We start from the raw sequence: 22897 nt of genomic DNA on the forward strand, positions 1-22897 counted from the left end.
GCGATGGGTACCCGCACGGTCGGGCGGGGCGGTGGGCAGCGGTCGGCATGAGAGAGTTGTCGCTGACGTCGACGCGGAGGCATTGATGAAGTTCCGAGTGGAGCGCGACGCGCTCGCCGAAGCGGTGGCGTGGACCGCGAAGAGCCTGCCCAGCCGGCCGTCCGTACCGGTGCTCGCCGGGGTGATGCTGCGGGTCACCGACGGCAACCTCCAGGTCTCCGGCTTCGACTACGAGGTCTCCAGCCAGGTGACCGTCGAGGTGCAGGGGGACGCCGACGGCGCCGCCCTGGTCTCCGGCCGGCTGCTCGCCGAGATCACCAAGGCGCTCCCGGCCAAGCCGGTCGACATCGCCGCCGTCGGTGCCCACCTGGAGCTGGTCTGTGGCAGCGCCCGGTTCACCCTGCCGACCATGCCGGTGGAGGACTACCCCGCCCTGCCGGAGATGCCGGAGAGCGCGGGCACCGTCGAGGCCGCCGCGTTCGCCGCCGCCGTCGCCCAAGTGGCCATCGCGGCCGGCCGGGACGAGACGCTGCCGATGATGACCGGCGTCCGGCTGGAACTGTCCGGTGGCACCCTGGCGATGCTCGCCACCGACCGCTACCGGCTCGCCCTGCGCGAGATGGAGTGGAGCCCGGACGACCCGGAGATCAGCATCAACGCCCTGGTGCCCGCCCGCACCCTGAACGACACCGCGAAGGCGCTCGGCCCGCTCGGCGGCCCGGTGACCATGGCGCTGTCCCAGGGCGCCGCCGGCGAGGGCATGATCGGCTTCTCCGGCGGCACCCGCCGGACCACCAGCCGGCTGCTCGACGGGGCCAACTACCCGCCGGTCCGCTCGCTCTTCCCGGCCACCAGCAACGCCGAGGCACGGGTCCCGGTCAGCACCCTGATCGAGGTGGTCAAGCGGGTCGCCCTGGTCGCCGAGCGGACCACCCCGGTGCTGCTCAGCTTCAGCAGCGACGGCCTGGTGGTCGAGGCCGGCGGCACCGAGGAGGCGCGGGCCAGTGAGGCGATGGAGGCCACCTTCACCGGCGAACCGTTGACCATCGGCTTCAACCCGCAGTACCTGATCGACGGCCTGGCCAACCTGGGGGCCCAGTACGCCCTGCTGCGGTTCGTCGACGCGTTCAAGCCGGCGGTGATTTCGCCCGCAGGCGAGGATGGCGAGGTCATCCCTGGGTACCGGTACCTCATCATGCCGATCCGCGTGTCCCGCTGACCGCGCACCGGCACCACCCAGACGCACGGAGGTAGGGGCAGATGCAGCTCGGCCTGGTAGGACTCGGCCGGATGGGCGGCAACATGCGCGAGCGGTTGCGCGCCGCCGGTCAGGAGATCGTCGGCTACGACCGCAACGCCGACCGCAGTGACGTCGCGAGCCTCGCCGAGCTGGCCGACAAGCTGGAGTCGCCCCGCGCGGTCTGGGTGATGGTCCCCGCCGCCGTCACCGACGCCACGATCGATGCGCTCGCCGAGGTGCTGGGCGACGGCGACATCATCATCGACGGCGGCAACTCGCGGTTCAGCGACGACGCCCCCCGGGCCGAACGGCTGGCCGCCCGCGGTATCGGCTACGTCGACGTCGGCGTCTCCGGCGGTGTCTGGGGCAACGTGAACGGCTACGCCCTGATGGTCGGCGGCGCGCAGGAGCACGTCGACCACCTGATGCCGATCTTCGAGGCGTTGAAGCCGGCCGGCGACCACGGCTTCGTGCACGCCGGTCCGGTCGGTGCCGGCCACTACGCCAAGATGGTGCACAACGGCATCGAGTACGGCCTGATGCACGCCTACGCCGAGGGTTTCGAGCTGCTGTCCGCCGCCGAGATGGTGACGAACGTGCCGGGCATCATCAAGTCGTGGCGGGAGGGGACCGTCGTGCAGTCCTGGCTGCTCGACCTGCTGGACCGGGCGTTGGACGAGGACCCGGACCTGGCCACCCTGACCGGCTACACCGACGACACCGGTGAGGGTCGCTGGACGGTCGACGAGGCGATCCGGTTGGCCGTCCCGCTGAACGTCATCACCGCCGCCCTGTTCGCCCGGTTCTCCTCCCGGCAGGACGACTCGCCCGCGATGAAGGCGGTCGCCGCGCTGCGCCAGCAGTTCGGCGGGCACGCCGTGCACAAGCGCTGAGCGGCATCCACAGGCTGTGTACGTCCGCCGGCTCGAACTGGTCGACTTCCGCTCGTACGAGCGGGTCGGCGTCGACCTGGAGCCGGGGCCGAACGTCCTGACCGGGGCGAACGGCGTCGGCAAGACCAACCTGGCGGAGGCGCTGGGCTACGTGGCGACCCTGGACTCGCACCGGGTCGCCACCGACGCCCCGCTGGTCCGGCTGGGCGCCACCTCGGCGGTGATCCGCTGCGCGGTGGTGCACGACGGCCGGGAACTCCTGATCGAGCTGGAGATCGTCCCCGGTAAGGCCAACCGGGCCCGGCTGGGGCGCTCCCCGGCCCGGCGGGCCCGGGACGTGATCGGCGCGTTGCGGCTGGTGCTGTTCGCCCCGGAGGACCTGGAACTCGTCCGGGGCGACCCGGCGGAACGCCGCCGCTACCTCGACGACCTGCTGGTGCTCCGGCAGCCCCGGTACGCGGGGGTGCGCGCCGACTACGAACGGGTGGTCAAGCAGCGCAACGCCCTGCTCCGCACGGCGTACCTGGCCCGTAAGACGGGCGGGTCGCGCGGCGGTGACCTGTCGACCCTGGCGGTCTGGGACGCCCACCTGGCGCAGCACGGGGCCGAGTTGCTCGCCGGCCGGCTGGAACTGGTCGCCGCGCTCACCCCGCACGTGGCGAAGGCGTACGACGCGGTGGCGGCGGGGGCGGGGGCGGCGGGGATCGCGTACCGGCCGTCGGTGGAGCTGACCGGGGTGGGCACCGACCGGCAGGTGCTGGCCGAGGCGTTGACCGCCGCGCTGGCGGAGTCCCGGTCGGCCGAGATCGAACGGGGCACCACCCTGGTCGGGCCGCACCGCGACGACCTGGTGCTCACCCTCGGCCCGCTGCCCGCCAAGGGGTACGCCAGCCACGGCGAGTCCTGGTCGTACGCGCTGGCCCTGCGGCTGGCCGGGTACGACCTGCTGCGCGCCGACGGGATCGAACCGGTGCTGGTGCTCGACGACGTCTTCGCCGAGCTGGACGCGGGTCGCCGGGAACGGCTGGCCGAACTGGTCGGTGGGGCCGGTCAGCTGCTGGTGACCTGTGCGGTGGACGACGACGTCCCGGTGGCCCTGCGCGGCGCCCGGTACGCGGTGGGCGACGGGACGGTCCGCCGTGTCGACTGAGCCGGAGCAACCCGCCGGGCCCCGGAAGGCGACCGGCGGCCAGGGGCGCACCGCCCCGGGCGGGGCACGCGGTGCGCGTACCGCCGGGGGGACCGGTGGGGGTGCGGACGGCGCGCGGGCCCGCTCGGCCGGAACCGGCGCGGACGCCGGTGCCGGTGGGGGTGCGGACGCCGCCTCCCGGGGCCGCACCGGGGCCGGTGGTGGACGGGCCGGTGGTGGTGCGGGCACCGCTGGACCGTCGGGTACCGGCTCGTCCGACGCCGGGGCGGGCGGTGGTGCCGGGGTGGCGGAGGCGGGTGCGGCGCAGGCGACCGGGCCGGAGCTGGCGCGGGCGGTGCTGGACGCGGCGAAGGCCCGGCGGGAGTCGGCGGCCCGTAACCGTCGCCCGGGGGTCACCGGTGCTGCCGACGGGGCCGGCCGGCGGCTGCGCGGCTATTCGGGGCCGGGGCCGGACCCGCGTGACCCGCAACCGCTTGGTGCGGTGCTGGAGCGGCTGATGAAGGCGCGCGGCTGGCAGCAACCGGCCGCCGAGGCGACCGTCTTCGGTGCCTGGGAGAAGGTCGTCGGGGCGGAGATCGCCCAGCACAGCCGCCCGGTCAAGCTGGAGGACGGCGAGTTGACCGTGGAGGCCCGGTCGACGGCGTGGGCCACCCAGCTGCGCTTGCTGGCCGGGTCGCTGCTCAAGCGGATCGCCGGGGAGGTCGGCCACAACGTGGTGCGCAAGCTGCACATCCACGGGCCGGCGGCACCGTCCTGGTCACGGGGGCCGCGTCGGGTACGCGGTCGGGGGCCGCGCGACACCTACGGCTGAGGCTCACCCCTCACCGCTCGGCGCGACGGGCCTCCCGCTCGGCGCGTTTGCGTTCCCGCTGCTCGCGGCTCCACTGCTTGCGTCGTTCCAGGTCGGCTTTCCAGGCGTCGCGGGCCTGGCGGGAGCCGCCCTGCACCGCGCCGGCCACCTCCGGCGGGCCGGCCAGGTTCTTGAAGGCCCAGGCGAGGAGTCGACCGCCCTCGCCCGGGGCCTTCGCCACCGGCTTGTCCTCGCTCATCGGCACCGACCCCCCTGCTGACGATTGGTGTACAAACCATTGGTACACCAATCGTTGGTAGCATCGCAACGGCGACGAGGAGGTGCACGTGGTGGACGGCCCACCCGACGGGGATCCGCTGGCGTTGGAGGAGCAGGTCTGCTTCGCGCTCTCCGTCGCCGCGCGCGGCGTCGTCGCGGTCTACCGGCCGCTCCTGGAACCGATGGGGCTGACCCACCCGCAATATCTGGTCATGCTGGCGCTCTGGCAGCACGCGCCGCTGTCGGTACGCGAGCTGAGCCGGCTGCTCCAGCTCGACCCCGGCACCCTGTCGCCACTGCTCAAGCGCCTGGAGGCGGCCGGCTACCTCCGCCGTGAGCGGGACCCCGCCGACGAACGCAGCCTCGCGGTCTCGCTCACCGGGAGCGGGCGGGCGCTGCGGGCCCGTGCCGAGCAGATCCCCCCGGCCGTCGTCGCCCGGCTCGGGTTGCCGCTGGCCGAACTACGCGACCTGCACGGCGCGCTGACCCGGGTGATCGCCGCCGCCAACGGCGCGGTGACGGCCGGGCCGCCACCTGCCGGGCCGGCGACGCCGGACAGCTAGCCGCCGCGCACCGCCCGGCCAGCCGGGGTCAGCCGCCACCGTGCGGGTGCGGTCAGGGCTGCGGGCCGGGCCGGCGACCGGGCTCGGCGTCGGCGTAGACCGCGAAGCCCCGGTCGGCGCAGCGCCGGTAGAAGGCGGCCAGGACGCCCAGCTCGGCACAGGTGAAGTCCCACTGCGGCGGGTCACCGTTCTCGTCGCGCAGCCGGTCGAGCCGGCTGCCCAGCCAGCGCAGCTGCTGCTCGGCGAGACGCCCGTCACCGAGCAGCGCGCGGAGCACGTCGCTGACCGACTCGAAGGTCACCGTCTCGCCGTGCGGCCGGTGCTGGACGACGAACTTCTCCACCCCGCCGGCGATCCAGGAGCAACCGTCCGGATCGATCACCGGGTCCTCGTCCTCGGCGGCGGCGTCGGTGGCGTAGAGCACATTCTCCAGCCCGAGGATCAGGTCGACCAGCTCGGTGTAGGCGGTGGCCCGGACCGTGCCGGTCTTGGCGATGTGCTCGGCGAGCGCGGCGGTCGGCGCGGAGATCCGGGGGATGTCCACGACCTCGCCGAAGTCGACGAACTCGGCCGGCGCGACCGGGTCGTAGAAGCGGCCGGTCCGCGGCCAGTGCACCGCGACATTGTCCAGCCCCATCTGGTGTCACCTTTCGAGAGCACGGGTCGGGTCGATCGGGTCCATCGTCCCGGTTGCGGGTGGAAAAGATCAAGACGGGCAACTTTGCCGCGCGCCGCAAAGCTACGGTACGGCCACCGTCGGACGCGACCCCCCGCCCGCCCGGCAGGGCGGCCGATTCCGTGGCGGCGGCCACGGAGGTGGGGCCGGGGCGTGTAGGGGGAGTCGCGGACAGCGAGATTCGGCCGGCTACGAGGGTCTCAGCCGCCTTCCAGGGGTGCCGAGTGGCGGTTCTGTCGTGTGCGCACAGTAAGATTGACGGTGAGACGACGACCTGACGCGGTGCGACGGACAGGGGCCCTCACCGGCCCTTGATCAACGTCCCGGGTCGGGTCTGGCCGATCGCGATCCGCGGGCAACCGCGGCGACCGGCGCGCACGATCCGCGACCGCCCTGCGGGGCCGCCGCCCGTGTGCGCCGACGTCGTGTCCTGTCCGCCGAACCCGCGCACCCGCGCCCCGGCGTGGGCGGTGCGAGAAAGTGGCCGAGGGTGGCAGCGCAGGACAAGCAGGAGTACGGCGCAGAGTCGATCACCGTCCTCGAAGGGCTGGAGGCGGTCCGCAAGCGGCCCGGCATGTACATCGGGTCCACCGGCGAGCGTGGCCTGCACCACCTGGTGTGGGAGGTCGTGGACAACGCGGTCGACGAGGCGCTCGCCGGTCACTGCGACACCATCGACGTGGTGCTGCTCGCCGACGGCGGGGTCCGGGTCACCGACAACGGCCGTGGCTTCCCGGTCGACCTGCACCCCAAGCTCAAGAAGCCGGGTGTCGAGGTCGCGCTGACCGTGCTGCACGCGGGCGGCAAGTTCGACGGCAAGGCGTACGCGGTCTCCGGCGGTCTGCACGGCGTCGGCGTCTCCGTGGTGAACGCCCTCTCCACCCGGATGGCCGTCGAGATCCACAAGTCCGGCTTCGTCTGGCGGCAGAAATACCACAACTCCAAGCCCGACGCGCTGGAGAAGGGCGAGACCACCGACCGCACCGGCTCGGCGGTCTCCTTCTGGCCGGACCCGGACGTCTTCGAGACGACCGACTTCGACTTCCAGACCATCTACCGCCGGCTCCAGGAGATGGCCTTCCTCAACCGGGCCCTCTCCATCCACCTGCTCGACGAGCGGGTCGCCGAGGGCGAGGAGGGCAAGCCCCGCGAGGTCACCTTCTACTACGAGGGCGGCATCGCGGACTTCGTCCGGCACCTCAACGCCTCCAAGAACCCGATGCACAAGACGGTGGTCGAGTTCGCCGCCGAAGAAGAAGGCATGTCGGTCGAGATCGCCATGCAGTGGAACGAGTCGTACGGCGAGTCGGTCTACACCTTCGCCAACACGATCAACACGCACGAGGGTGGCACCCACGAGGAGGGCTTCCGGGCCGCGCTGACCAGCGTGGTCAACCGCTACGGCGCGGACAAGAAGCTGCTCAAGGGCGACGAGAAGCTCTCCGGCGAGGACATCCGCGAGGGCCTTGCCGCGATCATCTCGGTCAAGCTGGCCAACCCGCAGTTCGAGGGCCAGACCAAGACCAAGCTGGGCAACACCCCGGTCAAGAGCTTCGTGCAGCGGGTCTGCAACGACCGGCTGGTCGACTGGTTCGACCGGAACCCGGCGGAGGCCAAGACGATCATCCAGAAGGCGTCCCAGGCGGCCCGGGCCCGGATCGCCGCCCAGCAGGCGCGCAAGCTGGCCCGGCGCAAGTCGCTGCTGGAGTCGGGCTCGATGCCGGGCAAGCTGGCCGACTGCCAGTCCACCGACCCGCGCGAGTCCGAGGTGTTCATCGTCGAGGGCGACTCGGCCGGCGGCTCGGCCAAGCAGGGGCGCGACCCGCGTACCCAGGCGATCCTGCCGATCCGCGGCAAGATCCTCAACGTGGAGAAGGCCCGGATCGACCGGGTGCTCAAGAACAACGAGGTCCAGGCGCTGATCACCGCGCTGGGCACCGGCATCCACGACGACTTCGACATGGAGAAGCTGCGGTACCACAAGGTGGTGCTGATGGCCGACGCCGACGTCGACGGCCAGCACATCCAGACCCTCCTGCTCACCCTGCTGTTCCGCTTCATGCGTCCGCTGGTCGAGCTGGGTCACGTCTACCTGGCCGCCCCGCCGCTCTACAAGATCAAGTGGAACAAGAAGGGCGACGACGCCCAGTACGCGTACTCCGACCGGGAACGTGACGGGCTGATCGCGCTGCGCCAGCAGAAGAAGCCCAACGCCAAGCCGGACGACATCCAGCGGTTCAAGGGTCTCGGCGAGATGAACTATCCCGAGCTGTGGGAGACCACGATGAACCCGGCCACCCGGACCCTGCGTCAGGTCACCCTCGACGACGCCGCCACCGCCGACGAGCTGTTCAGCGTGCTGATGGGTGAGGACGTCGAGGCCCGCCGCTCGTTCATCCAGCGCAACGCCAAGGACGTGCGGTTCCTCGACATCTGACGGGCCGGCCGACCGGTGCCGCACCGGTCGGCCGCCGTCCACCGGGTTATCCACAGCCTGGCCGGTTTCCACAGCGTTATCCACAGCACGAACACGACTCTGAGTCTGATAAGGGTTAACAGTGACCGATACTCCCGAGTCCACCCCGAACGAGCCGGAGACCCCCGAGACACCACTCGCGGCGGTCGTCCAGCACGACCGGATCGAGCCGGTCGGGCTCGAGGTCGAGATGCAGCGCTCGTACCTCGACTACGCGATGAGCGTGATCGTCGGGCGGGCACTGCCGGACGTCCGGGACGGGCTCAAGCCGGTCCACCGCAAGATCCTCTACGCCATGTACGACTCGGGTTACCGGCCGGACCGGGGCTACGTGAAGTGCTCCCGGGTCGTCGGCGACGTGATGGGGCAGTTCCACCCGCACGGCGACTCGGCCATCTATGACGCGCTGGTCCGGATGGCCCAGCCCTGGTCGCTGCGCTATCCGCTGGTCGACGGCAACGGCAACTTCGGTTCGCCTGGAAACGATCCGGCTGCGGCCATGAGGTACTGCGTAACCGCAGATGTCCGGATTCGCACCGCCGACGGTACCGTCCGGATCGGCGACATCGTGCCGGGCGCCGCGCCGAGCAGCGAGACCGATGTCGACCTCAAGGTCCGCGACCGCAACGGCGACCAGGTCCGGGCGTCGAAGTTCTTCCACTCCGGCGAGCACCCGACGCTACGGCTGCGCACCCGCGAGGGGTACGAGCTGACCGGCACCCACAACCACCCGGTGCTCTGCCTGGTGGACGTGGCCGGGGTGCCGACCCTGCTGTGGAAGCTGCTCGTCGAGATCTCCCCGGGTGACCGGGTGGTGCTCCAGCGGACGGTGCCGGACGAGATCGGCTACCCGATGCTGGAGCACGTCGAGGCGGCCGTACTCGCCGGTGCGTTCGTGTCGGAGGGCTGGGTCTCGGCGGCCCGCGCGGGCTTCAACAACGTGGACCGGGACTACTTCCTTCGCGTTGTCGCCGCCTACGACCTGGCCGTCGGTGGCCCCCGGTACGTCAGCGAGCGGGTGATCGCCTCGGGCAGCACCCTGCACGAGCTGGACGTCCAGAACCTCTCGGCGTTGCGCGCCAGTGTCCTCGGCGAGCTGGTCGGTGCGCGAAGCGCCGCGAAGTTCGTACCCGAGTTCGTCTGGCAGGGGCCGGCCGCGATCAAGCGGGCGTTCCTCCAGGCGCTCTTCGAGGGCGACGGGTCGTCCTCGCTGCTGCCGCGCAACACCATCCAGGTCTCGTACTCGACCCGCAGCGATCGGTTGGCCCGCGAGGTGCAGCAGTTGCTGCTGGAGTTCGGCGTGATCAGCCGGCAGACCCGGTACGACAACGGCGAGATCAAGGTCGTGGTGACCAACCGGCGCGACGCCCGGATCTTCGCCGCCCACGTCGGCTTCCTCGGCCGCAAGCAGGCCAAGCTGGAGTCCGAGCTGGCCTCGGTGCCGGCGAGCAGCACGGCGCTCTCCAGCGACCACGTGCCGCTGGTCGGTGACTTCATCCGCGAGCACGGCGCGCGGCGCTGGACCGAGCGGGACTGGCTGCGTCGGCACAACGTCGACCGGATCGAGCGTTGGGAGCGGGACCGCGACGAGATCGCCGCCCGGATCACCAACACCGAGGTGCTCGACGTGGTCGAGCCGTTGGTCGACGGGCGGTTCTACTACGCCGAGGTGGCCGAGGTCGCCGATGCGGGTGTGCAGCCGGTCTACAGCGTCCGGGTGGACACCGAGGACCACTCCTTCGTCTCCGACGGCTTCGTCAGCCACAACACCGAATGCAAGCTCGACCCGTTGGCGATGGAGATGCTGCGGGACATCGACGAGGACACCGTCGACCTGCAGGACAACTACGACGGCCGGGCCAAGGAGCCCACCATCCTGCCGTCGCGGATCCCCAACCTGCTGGTCAACGGCTCCGAGGGCATCGCGGTCGGGATGGCCACCAAGATCCCGCCGCACAACCTGCGCGAGATCGGCGCGGCGGTGCAGTGGTGCCTGGAGCACCCGGAGGCCGACGAGGCGACCACCCTCGAAGCACTGCTGGAGATCGTCAAGGGCCCGGACTTCCCGACCCACGGGCTGATCGTCGGTCAGTCCGCCATCCAGGACGCGTACCGGACCGGTCGCGGGTCCATCCGGATGCGCGCGGTGGTGGAGGTCGAGGAGGACAAGCGGGGTCGGCCGGCGCTGGTCGTCAGCGAGCTGCCCTACCAGGTCAACCCGGACAACCTGGCGGAGCGGATCGCCGAGCTGATCAAGGAGGGCAAGCTCGCCGGCATCGCCGACATCCGGGACGAGTCCTCCGGGCGTACCGGCATGCGGATCGTGCTGGTGCTCAAGCGCGACGCGGTCGCCAAGGTGGTGCTGAACAACCTCTACAAGCACACCCAACTCCAGGAGACCTTCGGCGCCAACATGCTGGCGCTGGTCGACGGGGTGCCGCGCACGCTCAACCTGGCCCAGTTCCTCCGCTACTACGTCGAGCACCAGATCGAGGTGATCCGGCGGCGGACCGCGTTCCGGTTGCGCAAGGCCGAGGAGCGGGCGCACATCCTGCGCGGTCTGTCCAAGGCGCTGGACGCGCTGGACGAGGTGATCGCCCTGATCCGGCGTTCGCCCACCGTCGACGACGCCCGGCAGGGCCTGATCCGGCTGCTGGAGATCGACGAGATCCAGGCGACCGCGATCCTGGACATGCAGCTGCGCCGGCTGGCCGCCCTGGAGCGGCAGCGGATCCTGGACGACCTGGCCAAGCTGGAAATCGAGATCGCCGACCTCAAGGACATCCTCGCCAAGCCGGAGCGACAGCGGAAGATCGTCTCCGAGGAGCTGAGCGAGATCGTCGCGAAGTGGGGCGACGAGCGGCGCACGAAGATCATCCCGTTCGACGGCGAGGTCTCGATGGAGGACCTCATCGCCCGCGAGGACGTGGTGGTCACCATCACCCGCACCGGGTACGCCAAGCGCACCAAGGTCGACCTCTACCGCTCCCAGCGCCGCGGCGGCAAGGGCGTGAGCGGCGCGACGCTGCGGCAGGACGACATCGTCAGCCACTTCTTCGTATGCTCCACACACGACTGGATTCTGTTCTTCACCAACAAGGGCCGCGTGTACCGGGCCAAGGCGTACGAGTTGCCCGAGGCCAGTAGGGTGGCCAAGGGCCAGCACGTGGCCAACCTGCTCGCCTTCCAGCCGGACGAGCAGATCGCGCAGATCATCGAAATCCCGAACTACCAGGTAGCCCCCTACCTGGTACTGGCCACGAGAAACGGCCTGGTGAAGAAGACCCGACTCGAGGAGTTCGACTCCAACCGGTCCGGCGGCGTCATCGCGATCAACCTGCGCGATGAGGACGAGCTGGTCGGTGCCGTCCTCGCGGCGCCGGAGCAGGACCTGCTGCTCGTTTCCAAGAAGGCTCAGGCGATCCGGTTCAACGCCTCCGACGAGGCGTTGCGCCCGATGGGCCGGGCCACCTCGGGTGTGATCGGCATGCGCTTCACCGACGACGACGTCCTACTGGCCATGGAGGTCGTCCGGGAGGGCCTGGACGTCCTGGTGGCCACGAACGGGGGATACGCGAAACGTACCCCCATCGAGGAATACCCCGTCCAGGGTCGGGGAGGTAAGGGCGTGTTGACTGCGAAGATCACCGAGCGCCGCGGTGGTCTGGTCGGCGCGGTCGTGATCGACCCGGACGACGAGCTGTTCGCGATCACCAGCAACGGCGGCGTCATCCGGACTCCGGTGAAGCCTGTACGCCGTACCCGTGACCGGAACACAATGGGGGTCAAGCTGATGGACCTCCCGGACGGCGTGACTATCGTGGCGATTGCTCGCAATGCCGACGAGCCTGACGAACAGGACTAGTTGAATGACGGAGACACAGGCGAAGTCGGGGAACAAGGGGACCTCGGCCACCCCGGTCGACGAGGAGGCCGCCAAGAGCGGCACAACCCCCGCCGGCCGCGCCGCCGTGGGCCGGGCGACCGTCCCCGCCGACGCGCCTGCCCCGAAGTTCACCCGGGCACCCGGCATGGCACCGCCGCCGGACAAGCCCGGTGAGGACTCGGGGACGACCGAGAAGCCCCAGCCGACGGGCACCGACGCGCCCTCCTCCGCCACCCAGCCGGTGGCCACTGCGGCCAGGTCGAGCAACACGACACAGCCGATCTCACTGGGGGCTGCCGCCTCCCCGTCCACGACCGGCACCCAGCCGAAGATCGGCGGCGGGTTCCGGCCGTCCCCGGACACCGGGCGTACCGGCGCGGGCGCGGGTAACGCCCGGCCGGCCAACGGTGGTGGGCTGCCTCCGGGCCTCGGTGGCCCGGCCGCCGTCGGTGCCGCCCGGGTGGGTGACGCGGTACGCGCCGCGCGTACCTCGGTCAGTTCCGCTGCCTCCCGGGGGCCGCGCCGCGCCCGGCTGAACCTCAAGCGGATCGACCCGTGGTCCGTGATGAAGTTCGCCTTCGCGGTCTCCGTCGTCCTGTTCATCGTGGTGGTCGTGGCGACCTCGGTGCTCTATCTCGCGCTGGACGCGATGGGTGTCTTCCAGAGCGTCAACGACAGCTTGACCGACCTGGTCAGCGCGAGCGGTGGGCAGGGCGCCGACGGTGGCTTCCAGATCACCGCCAAGGGCGTCATCCTCACCTCCGCCCTGATCGGGCTGGTCAACGTGGTGCTGTTCACCGCGCTGGCCACCCTCGGCGCGTTCGTCTACAACGTCTGTGCCGACCTGGTCGGCGGGATCGAGTTGACGCTCGCCGAACGCGACTGATTCGACCCGACGCCGGGGTGCCGCCTACCGCGGTCACCCCGGCGTCGTGCTTTCCCACCCACCCGCCCACCACCAGCCGTCCCCGCCCTCGCTCCTGGGGATGCGGCGGTGTGGGAGCCGCTCCGCTACCGCTGTGGCGGGGTTGGAGTGGAGCTCCGATCGCCCGACCGGGGTAAACGGCTCGCCCCGATCAGGGGTGGCCGGTACGGTCGGGAAGGCGCGGGAGCGTCGGCCACCCCGATTTGGGAGCGGACGATGCGATGGGTTAACCTTGCTCGTCGCTACGCGGGGCTATAGCTCAGTCGGTTAGAGCGCAGAGCTGATAACTCTGAGGTCGCTGGTTCGATTCCAGCTAGCCCCACCGCACACAGTTCCGGCGAGCAGTCGAGTCGAGCGCGAGGGGTCGCCCCATGTTCAAGAAGCTGCTGTTCCTGGTCGGCATCATCGGTGTCGCCGCCGTGGTGGCCAAGAAGGTCAAGGCTTCCAACGACGAGCGCGCCCTCTGGCACGAGGCGACCACCTCGCCCGACCTGCGCTGACCGGCCCGGCTCCGGCCAGCACCCGGCGGCCCGGCCCGCCCGGGGGCCCTAGCTCAACTGGCAGAGCACTGCCTTTGCAAGGCAGGGGTTAGGGGTTCGAGTCCCCTGGGCTCCACCAGCACCACCCTTGACCGAGCTTCTCGTCCCGTGAAGATCAACGGGCACCTGGTGGGCACAGATCAGGATTGATCTTGAGTCGTTCTGGAACCTGCCACCCGGTTTCCGGCGGCGCCGACCACGCCCTTCGGACGTTTTCGCTTCGTCACCGGTGCACCGCTGCCCGACCGGCGGCCGAGCCGCCAGTCCACGGCGGAGACGACCGTGGTGGGCCGGTCCGCGTGCTCAGTAACCGGCGAGCCGCGGCATCAGCGCGATCGCCACGAAGCGGATCGTGCGGCCCAGCAGGCACGTCGCCGCGAACGCGACCGGACGCAGGGGCGTGCGTCCCAGGTAGACGCTGGTGGCCAGTAACGGCGGAAACCCGGTGACCGCGCTGACCAACAGCATGCCGGTGGCCTGGCGGGGACGCTCCATCACCTCGACGAGTCGTGCGCCGGCCGCCTTCGGGCGCGCGAGCATCGTCCCCCACCGGCCCGGCGGTCTCGGTGTGCCGGGCGTGTGCCTGGTGAGTCGGCGTCGCAGCCAGGGTGAGTGGATCGCGCCGCGCGTACCGAGAAAGATCAGTAACTTTCCGGTGGTCTGACCGGCTGCGGCGGCGACGCCGAGCGCCACGGGCGGCGTGCCGGTCGTGGCCACCGCCGCCATCAGATAGGGCTCGGCCGGGGTGAACGGCAGGAACGCCGACAGCAGCCCGACGGCCGCAGCCGCCAGAACGGCGATCATGGCTGGGTGGACGGTGGGCTGACCGGCAGATTGGCGGCGGACACCAGCGAGACGACCTTCACCACGGCGACGCCGAGGGCGAAGGTGACGGCGACGGCGGCCGGCGCGAAGATCGCCAGCAGCACCACCGCGGCGGTGTTCAGCGCCTTCGCCGGCGGAGACCAGTTCCACCGGTAGATGCGCCGGTCGACGCAGCCGAAGTAGTTCGGGCTCAGCAGGGGCCAGCGCAGGAACATCAGGCTCAGCAGCTGATCGACGACCATGAACTGGACGAGGAACACCGCGATCGGCAGCGCGGTGTCGGGCCGCAGCACGACGAGTGCCGCAGCGCAGGCCGACGTGCAGGCCCGGTCGGCGACTATGTCGAAGACTGCGCCGGCGCGGGTCTCCTGCCCCAGGGTGCGGGCGGCGACACCGTCGAGGATGTCACCGATCCAGTAGACCAGGTAGGCGGCGACGAGCAGGTGGGCGTCGCGGTGGGTCAGCGCCGCCACCGCGAGCCCGAAGGAGCCGGCCGTGCGTACGGCGGTGACGGCGTTGGGGACGTTGACCAGAGTGACCGGCGGTGCGAGCCCGAGCGCCGTCATTCGGCGTCTTTGAGGATGCGTTGCAGGTCGACGGTCCGGCGGTGCAGATCGGCCAGTTGCGTGCTCATCTCGGCGAGCAGCCGAGACGTTTCGGCGGCCTGCTCGGCGTACTGCCGCTGCAGTTCGCTCGACACCTCGGTCCGCTTGCGGACGCCCGCATACCAGACGACGGAGATGAGTACGGCGGCGACGACGATCAGGAAGACCGAGGCGGCGTCCATCTAACTGGTTCCCTTCGGTGGGGAGTCGCCGTCTCCGGCGTTGCTCAGGGTCGCGGCGGCAGCCGCCACCACGTCGGGCGTGAGCTGGAGCGAGAACGGGGTGACCTCGTAGTACTTGAGCGCCTTGCCGTCATCGGACAACTCCAGGTGGGCGGTGACCAGGCCGGCCCGCTCCAATTTCTTGAGGTGCACCTGGAGCAGCGCACGGCTGATGCCCAGGTCGCGGGCGAGCTGTGAGACGTAGGAGCGGCCGCCGGTCAACGCGGCGAGCACGCGGAGTCGGTGCGGACTGGCCAACGTGGCGAGAATCTCGACCAGCCGATCGCCGGTCAAGTTTCCCATAGTTCATCTTGGCTCATGCCAACTATTATTTGCATGAGCCAAGGCGGGCTGTCAACCCCGGGGTGGGCTGCCGGGAGCGGTGGCTGCGGATCACTCCGACGTCTGCCACCCTGAGCTGTGCTGATTTACAAGATCCTGCTGCCCACCGAGTGGGCCGGATTCGAGGCCGCCGGCCGCTTCGACGGCTCGCCGCTCGACCACAGCAGCGGTTTCATCCACTGCTCCTCGCGTGAGCAGGTGGCCGCGACCGCGCTGCGGTTCTTCGCGCAGGAGCCGACGCTCGTGGTCGCCGCTCTCGACACCCGGCTGCTCGGTGCGGCGGTGCGCTGGGAGGACGCCCCCGACGGTGGGCCCTTCCCGCACGTCTACGCGGCACTGCCGATCGACGCCGTGGTCACCGTCCACCAGGTGGCGGGGGCGTCGTCGGTGGACGACGCGATACCGCAGGCCTAGCTTGGTGATCGGGCCACCGGAGCGTGGCTCCGGGCAGGGTCGGCAGCCAACCCGGTCGACCACCGTTGCACCCTGCGCCGCAACACTGCCCGACGGGCCGAGGTGGACCGACGGCGACCCGGTGGTGAAGCTCCTGCCACCGTTCGATGGCGACACCAGTCGATGGCGACGGCTGACCCCGCCAGAACGGGTGGTGCTCCCGGCCACCCGGCACCTCCACGATGCGGACGGACGTCCTCAGTCGACGGAGCTCCGGGCCTGACGCAACAGCGCGAGCAGACCGTGGCCGTCCTCGATCCGGGCGTCAGGGACGACGGCGGGGTGCGGGGGTTCCCGGTCGGTGCGCGGGGAACGCATCAGGATCGCCGCTCCCGCGCCGGCCCGGCGGGCACCCTCGACGTCCCGGCCGAGAGTGTCGCCGACGAACCAGCAGCGGTCGATCGGCACCCCGACGGCGTCTGCCGCCAGCAGCGCCAGTCGCGGGTTGGGCTTCCGGGGGCCAGCCTCGTCGCTGTAGAACTGGGCGGCGAACGAACCGGCGAGCCCGACAGCGGCGAGGAAGTCCCGGTGCGCGGCACCGCAGAGGGTGTTGCTCACCACGGCCAGCGGAAGGCCCGCCGCGGTGGCCGCCCGGAGCGCCTCGGGGATTCCCGGGCGCACCGCCCAGTCCGCCCGCCACGTCCAGGCGTACGACAGGGGGGTCGCCTCACGGTCGACGGCGTCGCGGGCCGGTCCGGGCCACGAGCCGGTGACGAACTCCGCCCAGACCCGGGAGTGGGACAGCTCCACCGGGTCGGCTGTCCGGCCCGCGCCGTCACGCCAGGCCGAGTAGCGTCGTGCGCCTTCGGTCAGGTCGGCGGCAATCTGCTGGTCCGCCACCGCGCCACCGACGAGCTGGGACAGCCGCCGGACAAGTCCCGGTGGGGCGGGTGGCTGCGGAGGCGCGTCGGCCAGGACGCCACCGAAGTCCAGCAGGAGGGCGCGCGGCGAGCGGAGCATGCCCGCAATTCTCCCCCGACGAGACCGAAGGCGCGGAACGGACCGATCGGCACCCGACCTCTAGCGGCGCGGCAACGGGGGCAGTCGTGACCGACCACGCGATCGCCGAGCTACGCGCCGCCGACATCGGCTGGGCGTAGAAGGAGACGACCTGCTGTCCGCCGGCGCGGAGCTGCGCGGTGACCCCACCCTGGCGCTCGCCTGCCGTCGCGGACGTCACCCGGGACGACCCTCGCGGGGACGACCGCCACCCGCACCGGGCCAGGCCGGGGCGGCAGGCTAGCGTCGGGGTGTGACCACTGGCGCTCCCCGTGTCCTGCCCGCCGCGCACGGCATCGCCGAGGCCGCCGAGGTGCTGCGGGCCGGCGGCCTGGTGGCCTTCCCCACCGAAACGGTCTACGGGCTCGGCGCGAACGCGCTGGACGCCCGGGCCGCGGCGCGGATCTTCGAAGCGAAGGCCCGGCCCAGCTTCGATCCACTGATCACCCACCTGGCTGACGCCACCGACCTGCCGGCGCTCGTCGGCGCGCTGCCCCCCACCGTCGCGGCGCTGGCCGAGCGGTTCTGGCCGGGACCGCTCACCCTGATCGTGGACCGGCCGGCCGTGATCCCGCCGATCGTCACCTCCGGTCTCGACACGATGGCCGTACGGGTGCCCGACGAGGCGTCCGCCCGCGCGTTGATCCGGGCCGCCGGAGTGCCCGTGGCCGCGCCGAGCGCCAACCGGTTCGGGCAGCTCAGCCCCACCCGCGCCGAACACGTCGTCCGAGGGCTCGGTGCGGCGGTCGACGTGGTGCTCGACGGCGGCCCCACCCGGTGCGGAATCGAGTCGACCATCGTGGACGCGCGCGGCCCCCACCCGGTGGTGCTGCGGCTCGGGGCGCTCGCCGTCGAGGAACTCGTCGCGACGGTCGGCCCGGTGACCGTCCGGCAGGGCAGCTCCGGGCAGCCGGTCGCCCCGGGTACATTGGCCGCGCACTACGCGCCGCGTACCCCGTTGCGGGTGGTGGCGGGCGCGGTGCCGGCACCGGCCGACGGGGTTCGACGGGGCTTCCTGGCCTTCCGGGAGGGCCCGGCGGCCGGCTACGCGGCGGTGGAGGTGCTGTCACCCACCGGTGACGTGACCGAGGCGGCCGCCCGGCTCTTCGACGCGCTGCACCGGCTGGACGCGGCCGGGGTGACCGAGATCCTCGCCGAACCGGCCCCCGACGAGGGGGTCGGCCGGGCGATCAACGACCGGTTGGGCCGCGCCGCCGCCACCTGGTCCCCACCCGCACCCTGACCCCGGGCACATCCCCACGGCCAGCCGCGCACAACAAGCATGTAGTGGTCATTCGGCTGGCGGCGAGCCGCGCAACAACAAGGAAGTAGTGGTCATTCGGCCGCAGGATGCCACTACATCATGGTTCGAGCACGATCTTGCGGTGGCGGGCAGCGGTGGCGGCGGCGGGCAGGAGGCGGGCGGTGGCGGGCGGCGGGCAGCGGTGGTGGCGGGCGGTGGCGGCGGGCTCAGCGGGTGGGCGGGCCCGGCAGGCGCTCCACCAGGCGGGTCAGCGCGCCGTTGGCGAAGGTCGCGCCGAGCGCCGAACCGGCGGCGATGCCCCAGCCCACCGGGCCGAGCGGGGTGCAGCCGAAGAACTGGCTCACCCCGGGGGTCTGCACCACGGCCGCGAGTACCCCGACCGAGGCGGCGGTCGACGCGAGCACCGTAGGGCTGGTGCCCCCGGCGAGGACGGTCTGCCCCAGTTGGGTGCCGACCAGCGAGACCAGGGCCACCGTGCCGGCCCGCCGTTCCCGGCCGGTCCACCGGGCCACCGTCCAGCCGGCGGTCGCCCCGAGGGTGGTTGCGGCGGCGCGGAGCCCGATCTCGCGGGTCATGGTGCCGCCGAGGGAGGCGTCCGGTCCTTCGCGGAGCAACCCGTCGGCGTGGTCGGCGTCGGGGGGCCGGACCGCGATGGCCAACGCGGGTGCCAGGTCGGTGAGCAGGTTGACCAGGAGCAACTGCCGGCCGTTGAGCGCCGACCGGCCGGTGACGGCGGCGCTGAGCACGCTGAACGCGATCTCCCCGAGGTTGCCGCCGACCAGGATGCTCAGCGCGTGGCGTACCGACGACCACATGGCCCGCCCCTCGACCAGGGTGGCGATGATGGTCTCCAACCGGTCGTCGGTGACCACCAGGTCGGCGGCGGCACGGGCGGCCGGGGTGCCCCGTTGGCCGAGGGCGATGCCCACGTCGGCCAGCCGGATCGCCGGGGCGTCGTTGGCGCCGTCACCGGTCATCGCCACGGTACGCCCGCACTTCTGCAACGCCTGGATGATCCGCACCTTGTGCGCCGGGGTGCACCGGGCCACCACGTCGGTACGGCCCAGCCGCTCACCCAGCGCCGCGTCGTCCAACTCGTCCAGCTCGGTGGCGGTGACCACCCGTTGGCCGTCGGTTTCCGGGCTGATGGCCGACGCGATCGCCTCGGCGGTGGCCGGATGGTCCCCGGTGATCATGATGGTGTGCACGCCGGCCTGCCGGATCCGGCGGACCGCCGGGGCGGCGCTCTCGCGTACCCCGTCGGCGAGGGCGAGGAAACCGACGAAGACCAGCCCGCGCACCTCGTCGTCGGTGACCGCCTCGGCACCGGCCCGGCACTCCGCCACGGCGAGGATCCGGTGACCCGCCCCGGCCCGGTCGGCGAGCGCGGTGTGCAGCCGGTCCCGGCGTGCGGCGTCCAGCGGCTCGTCCCGCCCGCCCGGCAGCCGCCACGCACCACAGCGGGGCAGCACCGTCTCCGGGGCACCCTTCACGCTGAGCAGCAGCCCATCGGTGGTCCGGCCGACGGTGGCGTGGTAACCCCGGGACGGCTCGAACGGCAACCCGCCGACCGCCGCCCAGCCGGACGCGCCGGTCTGCTCGGTCACCCCGGCCTGCCGTGCGCCGTACCGGACCGCCCGGTCGGTGTGCTGCGGCAACACCTGCGGATCGTCCGCGTACGGGGTGGCGCGTAGCCCGGCGGCGAGGACCCGGCGCAACCCGTCGTCGAGGCCGGGCAGATCGGCGAACCGGCCGTCGTCGCCGACCCCGGCGAGCAGCAGCCTGCCCTCGGTGAGGGTGCCGGTCTTGTCGAAGCAGAGCACGTCCACCCGGCCCAGCGCCTCGATGGTGCGCGGGTTGCGGACCAGCGCGCCGTGCTCGGCCAGTCGTCGCGCGGCGGCCAGCTGCGCCGCGCTGACCAGGAACGGCAGCCCCTCCGGCACCGACGCCACGGCCAGGTTCGCGGCGGTCGCCGCCGTCTGCCGCAGCGGTACGCCCCGCAGCAGCCCCGCCCCGGCCACCGCGATCGCCGACGCGGCGGCCAACGGGATCGCCGAGCGGGTGATGGTGCCGAGCCGGGCCTCCACACCGCTCTCCGGCGGGGACTGCCGGGCCAGCGCGAGACTCCGCCCGGACTCGGTCCGCGCACCGGTCGCCACCACCACGGCGGTGCCGTGTCCGGCGGCGATGGTGGTGCCCTCGTAGAGCATCGAGGCCCGGTCGGCCAGGGCGGTGGCGACCACCGGAGCGGCCCCCTTGGTCACCGGCAACGACTCGCCGGTCAGTGACGACTCGTCGGCCTCCAACCCGTCGGCGGTGAGCACCCGGCAGTCGGCCGGCACCGCGTCCCCCGGGCCGAGGGTCACCACGTCACCGGGGACCAGTTCCTCGGCGGCGGCCACCCGTTCGGCCCCGTCCCGCAGCACCCGTGCGGTGACCGCCGAGCGGGACAGCAGCTCGGCGAGCGCCCGGTCGGTGTTGCGTTGGTGCACCGCCCCGACCAGCGCCGATCCGCCGACCACGCCGCCGACCAGGGCCGCGTCGACCAGTGAGCCGAACGCGGCGGAGAGGACCGCGCCGGCGGCCAGCACCGGCGTGAGCGGGTTGGCCAGCTCGTCGACGAAGGCCCGGAACAGGCTGACGGGGCTGGCCGCCGCGTCCGGGTCGGCGCGGTGCCGGTGCTGCGCCTCGGCGTCGGTCAGCCCGTCCGGGGTGGTGTCGAGTTGGCGCAGCACGGCCGACACCGGCATCAGGTGCCAGGCGGTGGTGGCCGACTCCGGGGCCCCGGCCGGGTCGGGTAGCCGGCGGGCCCGCCACACGCCGTTGGCGAAGGCCAGCGCCGCCGCGCCGTTGACGGCGGCGAGGCTGCGGCCGGGCAGCTGCGGCACCGCGGCGGTGAACGCCCCCAACGCGCCGAGCCCGGTGCCGGCCATGGCGAGGCGGATGTTCTGCCCGGTCATCCGCCGGGCCACCCCGGCCGCCTCGATCAGCAGCACCGGAATCCGCAGGTCGGTGCCGACGAGCAGGTGGGCGCCCCACGGCGGCAGGTCCTCGGCAGCGGCCACCCCGAGCCCGCAGTCGGCTGCGGCAAGCGCCGTCCGGTCGCCGGAGACCAGCATCACCACCGCGCCGTCGCGTTGCAGGGCACGTACGGACTCGACGAGCCGGTCCCCACCGGGCAGCACCGCGTCGGCGAAGCCGTACCGCTGCGGGTCGTCGCCGGCGACCACCAGCCGCAGGCCGGCGTGCCGGGCGGCGGTGGGTAGCGCATCGACGCCGGGAGCCGGTTCGGGTGCGACCCGGACGACGGCGGTGAGGCTGCCGTGGTGGACGAGGCCGAGCAGCGGGCCGCCCGCCGTGCGCAGCCGTGCGCTGTCGGGGGTGTCCCCCGGGTCGACGGCGTCGAGGTCGGCCAGGGGGCCGAGCCGCCAACCGTCCGCCTCGTGGACGGCGTCGGGCTGCTCGGGGTCGAACAGGGCGAACGCCCGACCGGCCACCTCCCCGGTGTCGGTGCCGGGCAGCGGAGCCAGGTCGGCGAGGACACCACGGTCCGATCCGAGCACGGCCGCGTCCAGCACCACCGTGTCGATCCGGTCGAGTTCCCGCAGCACACTGCGGTCCATCGCGATCACGCCACGCCGGGCCAGCACCCGGCCGAGCTGGGCGGCGTACCCTTCGCGGCCACTGCCGGGGGCCTTGGGTAGCGCGGCGAGCCCCAGCGCGGCGGCCCGCTTCGGCCCGGCGACGGGCCACGCGGCGGCCCCGGCGGCGACACCGGTGGCGAGCATCGTCGAGATGTACCGTTCGACGGGGCCGTCGGGGCGGGGGCAGGGCCGCCGGACCCCGGGTGAGCGGGCCACGGCACGCTCCGGGTCGCCGGTCAGCCCCGGCTCGGCCCGGGTCCAGGCGGCGAGTTGGGCGCGCGCCTCACCCCACTGCACGATCCGCTGCGCGCCGTCGAGGACGATGCCGGCCCAACCACCGGTCAGGCCCTGCACGACCGCCTCGGCGAGCGGGAAGAGCACCTCGGCGCGTGGGTCGGCACGCAACCCCCGGCCGGCGAGGTCGTGCAGCCTGGGGTGCAGGTCGACGGCGGTGAGCAGGCCGGCCACCTCCCCCGGCACCGGGGTGAACGGCAGGATCCGGGTGGCGGCGGAGATGGTCAGGCCCAGCGCGTCGGAGGCGAGCGCACCGAGGGTCCGGGGGGTACGCGGCCCGTCCTCCGGCGGATGCGGGGGCGGGATCTCCGGGTCCGGCTCGTGCGGGCAGATCCGTTCGACCCGGGCCACCGTGTCGATCAGGTCGCGCAGTTTCGGTTTCGGTTCCCCGACGGCCACCACCACCCGGCCGGACGGGGCGTTCACCCGGGCCCAGGCCACCCCGGGGAGCCGTTGCAGCGCCGCCTCGACCTGCCGGGCCAGCCGGTCGCCGCCGTCCTGGCAGACGCCGTGCACCTCGATGTGGTGCCGGCCGTCGCGGGACCACACCCGGCGGCGGGTCAGCCCGGCCACCCGGGCCAGCCGTCCGACGGTACGGGACGCGCCGCCGAGCAGCGGGGGCACCGGCACCGACGGGAGGACCCGGCCGGCGACCCGGCCCAGCGTGGTCATCGAGGCGTACGGCCGATGCGTCGGCCCCGCCCACTGCCGCCGTACGCCATCGTGCCTCCCGCGTTCGTCAGGCGGCCTGGCTTCCCGGTAGGGCGTCCGTTATGCCCTCGGGGCGGGGGAAGTTCCCGCCGGTGGCGGGGCATGGACGGCGGTGCCGGTGG

General features: G+C 72.5%; 19 protein-coding genes and 2 tRNA genes. 13 read left to right on the plus strand and 8 right to left on the minus strand.

Annotation, left to right across the window (positions count from 1 at the left end; translation table 11 throughout):
• Window positions 1–85 precede the first annotated feature (85 nt).
• The 4 genes from dnaN (at window position 86) to AB0K25_RS01830 (ending at window position 4094) form a co-directional block, all read left to right on the plus strand.
• The gene (gene dnaN / locus AB0K25_RS01815; protein WP_363817803.1) at window positions 86–1219 is read left to right on the plus strand and encodes a DNA polymerase III subunit beta; all 1134 of its coding nucleotides are present in this window, start codon (window positions 86–88) and stop codon (window positions 1217–1219) included.
• A 41-nt stretch (window positions 1220–1260) separates the two neighbouring features.
• Window positions 1261–2133 carry a phosphogluconate dehydrogenase (NAD(+)-dependent, decarboxylating) gene (gene gnd / locus AB0K25_RS01820; RefSeq protein WP_363817806.1) on the plus strand — a complete coding sequence of 291 codons (873 nt, stop codon included), beginning with the start codon at window positions 1261–1263 and terminating at the stop codon, window positions 2131–2133.
• A gap of 16 nt (window positions 2134–2149) precedes the next feature.
• A complete protein-coding gene (recF, locus tag AB0K25_RS01825; protein WP_219465394.1) occupies window positions 2150–3283 on the plus strand; it encodes a DNA replication/repair protein RecF in 1134 nt (377 codons plus the stop codon).
• Window positions 3284–3566: 283 nt separating this feature from the next.
• Window positions 3567–4094, plus strand: a complete 528-nt coding sequence (locus AB0K25_RS01830; RefSeq protein ID WP_219465396.1) for a DciA family protein — start codon at window positions 3567–3569, stop codon at window positions 4092–4094.
• A 10-nt stretch (window positions 4095–4104) separates the two neighbouring features.
• Here AB0K25_RS01830 and AB0K25_RS01835 read toward each other — a convergent pair whose 3' ends face one another.
• Entirely contained in the window at window positions 4105–4332 is a 228-nt protein-coding gene (locus AB0K25_RS01835; RefSeq protein ID WP_219465398.1) for a hypothetical protein, read from the minus strand.
• 88 nt (window positions 4333–4420) lie between these two features.
• Here AB0K25_RS01835 and AB0K25_RS01840 point away from each other — a divergent pair, with 88 nt between their 5' ends.
• On the plus strand, window positions 4421–4915 hold the full coding sequence (locus AB0K25_RS01840; protein ID WP_208565182.1) for a MarR family transcriptional regulator: 495 nt from the start codon (window positions 4421–4423) through the stop codon (window positions 4913–4915).
• A gap of 52 nt (window positions 4916–4967) precedes the next feature.
• Here the strand turns inward: AB0K25_RS01840 and AB0K25_RS01845 are convergent, their stop codons facing one another.
• Window positions 4968–5552, minus strand: a complete 585-nt coding sequence (locus tag AB0K25_RS01845; protein WP_219465400.1) for a hypothetical protein — start codon at window positions 5550–5552, stop codon at window positions 4968–4970.
• A 529-nt stretch (window positions 5553–6081) separates the two neighbouring features.
• Between AB0K25_RS01845 and gyrB the strand changes: the two genes are divergently transcribed.
• From gyrB to AB0K25_RS01875, 6 genes are all read left to right on the plus strand, one after another.
• Window positions 6082–8028 (plus strand): DNA topoisomerase (ATP-hydrolyzing) subunit B, encoded by a 1947-nt coding sequence (gene gyrB, locus AB0K25_RS01850; RefSeq protein WP_219465402.1) that lies wholly within the window; start codon window positions 6082–6084, stop codon window positions 8026–8028.
• Between the two features lie 121 nt (window positions 8029–8149).
• Window positions 8150–11932 carry an intein-containing DNA gyrase subunit A gene (gene gyrA / locus AB0K25_RS01855; RefSeq protein ID WP_363817811.1) on the plus strand — a complete coding sequence of 1261 codons (3783 nt, stop codon included), beginning with the start codon at window positions 8150–8152 and terminating at the stop codon, window positions 11930–11932.
• Between the two features lie 4 nt (window positions 11933–11936).
• Window positions 11937–12839, plus strand: a complete 903-nt coding sequence (locus AB0K25_RS01860; protein ID WP_363817814.1) for a DUF3566 domain-containing protein — start codon at window positions 11937–11939, stop codon at window positions 12837–12839.
• Window positions 12840–13126: 287 nt separating this feature from the next.
• Window positions 13127–13200, plus strand: a tRNA-Ile gene (locus tag AB0K25_RS01865).
• A gap of 49 nt (window positions 13201–13249) precedes the next feature.
• Window positions 13250–13378 carry a DLW-39 family protein gene (locus AB0K25_RS01870; protein WP_218108253.1) on the plus strand — a complete coding sequence of 43 codons (129 nt, stop codon included), beginning with the start codon at window positions 13250–13252 and terminating at the stop codon, window positions 13376–13378.
• A gap of 42 nt (window positions 13379–13420) precedes the next feature.
• Window positions 13421–13496 (plus strand) — tRNA-Ala (locus AB0K25_RS01875).
• A 224-nt stretch (window positions 13497–13720) separates the two neighbouring features.
• On the opposite strand, the gene AB0K25_RS01880 is transcribed toward AB0K25_RS01875, so the two are convergent.
• From AB0K25_RS01880 to AB0K25_RS01895, 4 genes are read right to left on the minus strand one after another with little or no spacing between them, the layout of a single operon-like run.
• Window positions 13721–14221: a hypothetical protein gene (locus AB0K25_RS01880; protein ID WP_357532694.1), complete on the minus strand. Its 501-nt coding sequence runs from the start codon at window positions 14219–14221 to the stop codon at window positions 13721–13723.
• A complete protein-coding gene (locus AB0K25_RS01885; protein ID WP_357532696.1) occupies window positions 14218–14808 on the minus strand; it encodes a CDP-alcohol phosphatidyltransferase family protein in 591 nt (196 codons plus the stop codon). Before AB0K25_RS01885 ends, AB0K25_RS01880 begins: the two co-directional genes overlap by 4 nt.
• Entirely contained in the window at window positions 14805–15029 is a 225-nt protein-coding gene (locus tag AB0K25_RS01890) for a hypothetical protein (protein ID WP_219465406.1), read from the minus strand. Before AB0K25_RS01890 ends, AB0K25_RS01885 begins: the two co-directional genes overlap by 4 nt.
• Window positions 15030–15371, minus strand: a complete 342-nt coding sequence (locus tag AB0K25_RS01895) for a helix-turn-helix domain-containing protein (RefSeq protein WP_219465407.1) — start codon at window positions 15369–15371, stop codon at window positions 15030–15032.
• Between the two features lie 117 nt (window positions 15372–15488).
• Here AB0K25_RS01895 and AB0K25_RS01900 point away from each other — a divergent pair, with 117 nt between their 5' ends.
• On the plus strand, window positions 15489–15824 hold the full coding sequence (locus AB0K25_RS01900) for a DUF952 domain-containing protein (RefSeq protein WP_363817819.1): 336 nt from the start codon (window positions 15489–15491) through the stop codon (window positions 15822–15824).
• A gap of 237 nt (window positions 15825–16061) precedes the next feature.
• On the opposite strand, the gene AB0K25_RS01905 is transcribed toward AB0K25_RS01900, so the two are convergent.
• Window positions 16062–16823 (minus strand): HAD family hydrolase, encoded by a 762-nt coding sequence (locus AB0K25_RS01905; RefSeq protein WP_363817822.1) that lies wholly within the window; start codon window positions 16821–16823, stop codon window positions 16062–16064.
• Between the two features lie 316 nt (window positions 16824–17139).
• Between AB0K25_RS01905 and AB0K25_RS01910 the strand changes: the two genes are divergently transcribed.
• The gene (locus tag AB0K25_RS01910) at window positions 17140–18105 is read left to right on the plus strand and encodes an L-threonylcarbamoyladenylate synthase (protein ID WP_357533325.1); all 966 of its coding nucleotides are present in this window, start codon (window positions 17140–17142) and stop codon (window positions 18103–18105) included.
• A gap of 227 nt (window positions 18106–18332) precedes the next feature.
• Here AB0K25_RS01910 and AB0K25_RS01915 read toward each other — a convergent pair whose 3' ends face one another.
• Window positions 18333–22736: an HAD-IC family P-type ATPase gene (locus AB0K25_RS01915; protein ID WP_363817825.1), complete on the minus strand. Its 4404-nt coding sequence runs from the start codon at window positions 22734–22736 to the stop codon at window positions 18333–18335.
• Window positions 22737–22897: the final 161 nt, after the last annotated feature.

It is taken from the genome of Micromonospora sp. NPDC049257, assembly GCF_040678915.1.
Taxonomy (GTDB): Bacteria; Actinomycetota; Actinomycetes; order Mycobacteriales; family Micromonosporaceae; genus Micromonospora; species Micromonospora antibiotica.

Coding starts and splice junctions, on each gene's coding strand:
- AB0K25_RS01890 (WP_219465406.1), bottom strand. CDS start 15,029: ATGGACGCCGCCTCGGTCTTCCTGATCGTCGTCGCCGCCGTACTCATC.
- AB0K25_RS01860 (WP_363817814.1), top strand. CDS start 11,937: ATGACGGAGACACAGGCGAAGTCGGGGAACAAGGGGACCTCGGCCACC.
- dnaN (WP_363817803.1), top strand. CDS start 86: ATGAAGTTCCGAGTGGAGCGCGACGCGCTCGCCGAAGCGGTGGCGTGG.
- AB0K25_RS01845 (WP_219465400.1), bottom strand. CDS start 5,552: ATGGGGCTGGACAATGTCGCGGTGCACTGGCCGCGGACCGGCCGCTTC.
- gnd (WP_363817806.1), top strand. CDS start 1,261: ATGCAGCTCGGCCTGGTAGGACTCGGCCGGATGGGCGGCAACATGCGC.
- AB0K25_RS01915 (WP_363817825.1), bottom strand. CDS start 22,736: ATGACCACGCTGGGCCGGGTCGCCGGCCGGGTCCTCCCGTCGGTGCCG.
- AB0K25_RS01835 (WP_219465398.1), bottom strand. CDS start 4,332: ATGAGCGAGGACAAGCCGGTGGCGAAGGCCCCGGGCGAGGGCGGTCGA.
- AB0K25_RS01895 (WP_219465407.1), bottom strand. CDS start 15,371: ATGGGAAACTTGACCGGCGATCGGCTGGTCGAGATTCTCGCCACGTTG.
- AB0K25_RS01885 (WP_357532696.1), bottom strand. CDS start 14,808: ATGACGGCGCTCGGGCTCGCACCGCCGGTCACTCTGGTCAACGTCCCC.
- AB0K25_RS01870 (WP_218108253.1), top strand. CDS start 13,250: ATGTTCAAGAAGCTGCTGTTCCTGGTCGGCATCATCGGTGTCGCCGCC.
- AB0K25_RS01905 (WP_363817822.1), bottom strand. CDS start 16,823: ATGCTCCGCTCGCCGCGCGCCCTCCTGCTGGACTTCGGTGGCGTCCTG.
- AB0K25_RS01880 (WP_357532694.1), bottom strand. CDS start 14,221: ATGATCGCCGTTCTGGCGGCTGCGGCCGTCGGGCTGCTGTCGGCGTTC.